General features: G+C 72.0%; 5 protein-coding genes and 1 pseudogene. 4 read left to right on the forward strand and 2 right to left on the reverse strand.

Annotation, left to right across the window (positions count from 1 at the left end):
- Window positions 1–149 precede the first annotated feature (149 nt).
- Window positions 150–1,457, reverse strand: a complete 1,308-nt coding sequence (gene manA / locus ACY5KJ_RS17720; RefSeq protein WP_462203890.1) for a mannose-6-phosphate isomerase, class I — start codon at window positions 1,455–1,457, stop codon at window positions 150–152.
- Window positions 1,458–1,540: 83 nt separating this feature from the next.
- Window positions 1,541–1,930 carry a metallopeptidase family protein gene (locus tag ACY5KJ_RS17725; protein ID WP_462188245.1) on the reverse strand — a complete coding sequence of 130 codons (390 nt, stop codon included), beginning with the start codon at window positions 1,928–1,930 and terminating at the stop codon, window positions 1,541–1,543.
- A gap of 402 nt (window positions 1,931–2,332) precedes the next feature.
- On the opposite strand from ACY5KJ_RS17725, the gene ACY5KJ_RS17730 reads away from it, so the two are divergent.
- From ACY5KJ_RS17730 to ACY5KJ_RS17745, 4 genes and pseudogenes are all read left to right on the forward strand, one after another.
- Window positions 2,333–2,698 carry a DUF3499 domain-containing protein gene (locus tag ACY5KJ_RS17730; RefSeq protein WP_462188238.1) on the forward strand — a complete coding sequence of 122 codons (366 nt, stop codon included), beginning with the start codon at window positions 2,333–2,335 and terminating at the stop codon, window positions 2,696–2,698.
- Window positions 2,699–2,931: 233 nt separating this feature from the next.
- Window positions 2,932–4,290 carry a phosphomannomutase/phosphoglucomutase gene (locus ACY5KJ_RS17735; RefSeq protein ID WP_462188246.1) on the forward strand — a complete coding sequence of 453 codons (1,359 nt, stop codon included), beginning with the start codon at window positions 2,932–2,934 and terminating at the stop codon, window positions 4,288–4,290.
- Window positions 4,290–4,487, forward strand: a complete 198-nt coding sequence (locus ACY5KJ_RS17740; protein WP_462188239.1) for a Trm112 family protein — start codon at window positions 4,290–4,292, stop codon at window positions 4,485–4,487. Before ACY5KJ_RS17735 ends, ACY5KJ_RS17740 begins: the two co-directional genes overlap by 1 nt.
- A 15-nt stretch (window positions 4,488–4,502) precedes the next feature.
- Window positions 4,503–4,706: pseudogene (locus ACY5KJ_RS17745) on the forward strand (mannose-6-phosphate isomerase); the annotation flags it as partial.

Raw genomic sequence — 4,706 nt, forward strand, 5'->3', positions numbered from 1 at the left:
CAGGCCCTAGTGCCGAGTCCGCCGACCTTCGATCTTCGCCTCGTGGCGGGCCGGGCACCGGTCGGCGTCCTCCCAGGACGTGCGGGAGGTTCGTGACGCTTCCGGTCTTCCGGGCCGTCAGCACCCCGCCCTGTCGGTGGCATCGCCCGTCAGCGGCCGGGAGCGGCGAGAAAGACCCGACCGGTGCCGGTGAGGGTCAACGCGGCGGATCCGGCCAGCAGGGCGGACCGGCCCCCGCGCAACTCCACCGGGGCGACGATCGTCCCGTTGTCGGCGGTGCCGGTCACCCGGACCGCACCCTCGATGGCCAGCAGCACCACGGGCCGTCCCACGTTCAGGGCGCCGCCGGTGCAGATCGCCTCGGTGAGGGCGAAGTCCCCGACGGGGACGTCCCAGCCGCGGAGCAGACCACCGGGGGAGACCGCGAGAGTACAGGGCATGAGGATCGGCGCCGCGCTCGGAGTGGGATCAAGGATGCGCAGGAGCTCGTCGACATCGATGTGCTTGGGGGTGAGCCCGCCGCGCAGCACGTTGTCCGAGGTCGCCATGATCTCGATACCCAGGCCGGAGACGTAGGCGTGGAGCAGCCGCGCGGGCTGGAAGAGCCCCTCCCCGGGGCGCAGGGTGACGTCGTTCAGCAACAGGGCGGCCGCGATCCCGACGTCGCCCGGGTGCGCGGCCGCGAGCAGACCGATCAGGTCGGCCGCCCGCGCGACGTCATCGGCTTCGACGCCGTCCGCCGCGACGCCGTCCGCCGCGGCCCTGTCCGTCGCCGTGTCGTCCGTTTCGGCGCTGGGCGTCCCCGGCGCTGCCGCGTCGTGCGGGCCGGCGGCGAGCCGGCGGGCCGTCGCCACGAGGTCGCGGACGAGGTCACGGGCGGGTTCGCGCGGCATGGTCAGCAGGGAGCGGAGCACCTGCGCGGCGCCGCCCGAGGGATCGTCGGCCAGTGGTCGGAAGGCGGCGGTGAGGGCCGGTGAGCCCAGCCGGGCGACGATGGCGAGGGTCCGGCCGGGATCACGTACGCCGGCGAGAGCCCGAAACGGGGACAGTGCGACGATTAGTTCGGGCTTGTGATTCCGGTCACGGTAACGCCGACGCGGATCGCCCAGGCCGAGACCGGCCGCGTCGTCCGCGTCGAAGCCGGCCCGGGCCTGCGCTAGGTCCGGGTGCACCTGCAGCGACAGCGCCTTCTCGGCGGCCAGTACCTTGAGCAGGAACGGCAGCTGACCGACGAGGTTGGTGGCCGGACGGCGGATGCCGTCGTCCTCGGCGAGGGCCGTCGCCACCGGATGGGTGCCGAGCCACAGCTCCGCGACCGGCTCGCCGGTCGCGACCGCCCCGAGCAGGTTCGGAATCGCGGTCGGGGACCCCCAGGCGTACGACTGCGCCTGACCGTGCAGTGGCAGGATCCGGGCGCCGGAGGCCGTCGCCCGAGCGGCCTCGTTCCTGGTGGTCACGGTGTTCCTGGTGGTCACGGTCTCCCTCGCGTGGTGGGTGTCCTGCGGCCGGCCAGCCACCGCGGCTCGGCTGTTCCTCGCTGTTACTCGTCGCCCCAGCCGTGGCCCTCCGGGTCGATCACGGCGGGGTCGACCCCCATCATCTCAGCCATCTCGTGGATGATCGCATCGAGGACGAGCTCGGCCAGGTCCTCGCTGTCGACGGCCCGCGCCTCGATCGGGCGGCGGTAGACGACGATGCGCCGCGGGGTGCCCGACCGACCCCTGCCGCTGGCCGGCTGGTAACGAGCGAGCGGGATCTCGTCATCGGTCACCGCCACCGGCGGTACGTCCTCGACGGCGAACTCGACGTCCGCGAGTTCGGTGGACCACCGGTGGTCGAGATGCTCGACGGCGTCCAGGACGAGATCGTCGAAGCGGTCGCCGCGGGTGGCGTAGGCGGGCACGTCCGGCGGAAGAAGAGTGCCCCGGATTCCACGGCCGCGCCGGTCGCGCCGCCGCCGTGGCGGGATCGGCCGGGCGACTGCCGGGAACCGCTCGGGCTCGCTCACCCTGTCAGCGTAGCGTTCAAGGATGGACGGTCGTCCGTCGATCGCGGTGAACTCCGCGCCGCTTCCGGCATCGCTCGGAGTGGTGCGCCGATCCGTGGGCGCGGTAACGACGGTTTCCGGTCACATCCCTGCGTTTCATCCCCTATCGCTACCAGCTCGAGGACGGTCCATGATCTCAAAATCGCTCTGGATACGTGCTGAAAGAGGGATATTGTATGCGGGCCGCGATGGCATGGTCGACGCCGCGTGACGATTAGTCGTCGCGCCACGCGACACGACCCGAGGTGGTGGCCGTCGTCCGTTCCGGGGGCTACCGTCCGGAACGTGAAGCCTCGGCGCTGCTCCCGCTCGGCCTGTTCCGCAGCCGCGGTCGCCACGCTCACGTACGCCTACGCGGAGTCCACGGCGGTGTTGGGCCCGCTCTCCCCGTACGTCGAACCACACTCCTACGATCTGTGCGGCACCCACGCGGATCGGCTCACCGTGCCGCTTGGCTGGGCTGTGGTCCGGCTCGAGGCCGAGGCGCCCCGTGAGGGGGGTCGTGAGGTGGCCGGGGACGACCTGGAAGCCCTTGCGGACGCCGTGCGTGAGGCGTCCCGGCGGGGAGGGTCGGAGCCCCCGCAGGGTCCGCAGGCCCCACCCCCGGGTGGCCGGCGGGGTCACCTGCGGGCCGTTCCCAGTCCGTCCTGATCCGGAGCGATCCCACCTCTCGGCCGTCCCGGTCATGTGGTCGTCCCGATCTTCCGTTTGTCCTAGTACCGGTGGTCCGGTGAGTGGTTCGGCGCGACTTCGCCCGGACGCGGTCCTGGCGGTGCCGGACCCGGCGGATAAGGTCAACCGAGCCGGTCGCAGCAGTGGCCGCGCGGCCGGGGGGCACCATTCACCCGGTGCCGGGGGACACCAGGGAGAAGGGGTTGGAAGGGATGCGTGACCTCTCGCGGATCTTCAAGGCGTACGACGTGCGTGGCGTGGTGCCGGCGGAGTTCGATGCCGACGTCGCCCGAGCCACCGGAGCCGCCTTCGTGCGGCTGCTCGGCGCCCCGCGGATCGTGACCGCGCACGACATGCGGGAGTCGTCGGTCCCGCTCGCCGAGGCCTTCGCCGAGGGGGCGGTCAGCCAGGGCGCGGACGTGATCGCCGCCGGGCTGGGATCCACCGATCTGCTCTACTTCGCCGCCGGTTCGCTGAACATTCCGGGTGCGATGTTCACCGCGTCGCACAACCCGGCGAAGTACAACGGCATGAAGCTCTGCCGGGCCGGCGCGGCACCCATCGGCCAGGCGACCGGGCTCGCCGACATCCGCGCGATGATCGAGGCGGGCATTCCTGCCGGTCCCGGTCGTCGCGGCACCGTGACCCGGCGGGACCTGCTGGACTCCTACGTGCGTCATCTGCGCACCCTGGTCGACCTGGCGGGGATCCGGCCGCTGACGGTCGCCGTGGACGCGGGTAACGGCATGGGCGGGCTGACCGTCCCGGCCACCTTCACCGGGCTGCCGCTGACAGTGATCCCGCTCTACTTCGAGCTGGACGGCTCCTTCCCGAACCACGAGGCGAACCCGATCGAGCCGGCGAACCTGCGGGACCTGCAGGCCGCCGTCCGCAGCTCCGGAGCCGACATCGGCTTGGCCTTCGACGGCGACGCCGACCGCTGCTTCGTCGTCGACGAGCGGGGGGAGATCGTCTCTCCGTCGACCATCACCGCCCTGGTGGCCGATCGCGAGCTGGCCCGGGAGCCGGGGGGCACGGTCATCCACAACGTCATCGTCAGCCGGGCGGTCCCCGAGTTGGTCACCGAGCGCGGGGGCGTCCCGGTCCGCACCCGCGTGGGCCACTCGTTCATCAAGGCCGAGATGGCCCGTACCGGCGCGGTCTTCGGTGGCGAGCATTCCGGTCACTTCTACTTCCGCGACTTCTGGCGGGCGGACTCCGGCATGCTCGCCGCGCTTCATGTGCTCGCCGCGTTGGGCGGCCAGGACCGGCCGCTGTCCGGGCTGCTCGGGGGGTACGCCCGTTACAGCGCGTCCGGTGAGATCAATTCCGAGATCGCGGACGCCGCGGCGGCGATGAACGTGATCGAGAAGGCGTACGCGCCGGACGCCGCCGACGTGGACTACCTGGACGGGTTGACGATCTCCTTCTCGGACGGATCCTGGTTTAACCTCCGCCCGTCCAACACCGAGCCGCTGTTGCGGCTCAACGTGGAGGGGCCCGACGACGCCACGATGCATCGGCTGCGCGACGAGATCTTCGCTCGCATCCGGAGCGGAAGGGAAGCCTGATGAGTCTCGACCCGCTGCTGTTGGAGATCCTCGTCTGCCCGTGCAGCAAGCACGGTGAGCTGCGGCCCGACGAGCTGGGCGGTGCCCCCGTGCTGGTGTGCCTCGCCTGCGGCCTGGCGTTCCCGGTGCGCGACGACATCCCGGTGATGCTGCTCGACGAGGCGGTCCCGTTCTCCGGCGCGCCGGCGTCGAACTGACGCCGCGGCCTCGACGTGTACCTCGACGAGGCGATCCTCGACGACACCGCCCGCATTGACGCCGGTCACGCCGGCGGTCTCCTGCCGCACATCGCCTCCGCCGCCCGCCAGGTCCGTCGCGGTGCCACCCTCGCCCAGGAGGCCGGGGTCGCTCGCCTTGCCGCTGACGGGCGGCCCCGGGCGGTCGTCGTGGTGGGGGTGGGCGGCGCGGCGCTGGCC

The organism is Frankia sp. CcWB3, assembly GCF_977927595.1.

Excerpts from the sequence above, each read along its gene's own strand:
- ACY5KJ_RS17740 (WP_462188239.1), top strand. The coding sequence starts at position 4,290 with ATGAGTCTCGACCCGCTGCTGTTGGAGATCCTCGTCTGCCCGTGCAGC.
- ACY5KJ_RS17735 (WP_462188246.1), top strand. The coding sequence starts at position 2,932 with ATGCGTGACCTCTCGCGGATCTTCAAGGCGTACGACGTGCGTGGCGTG.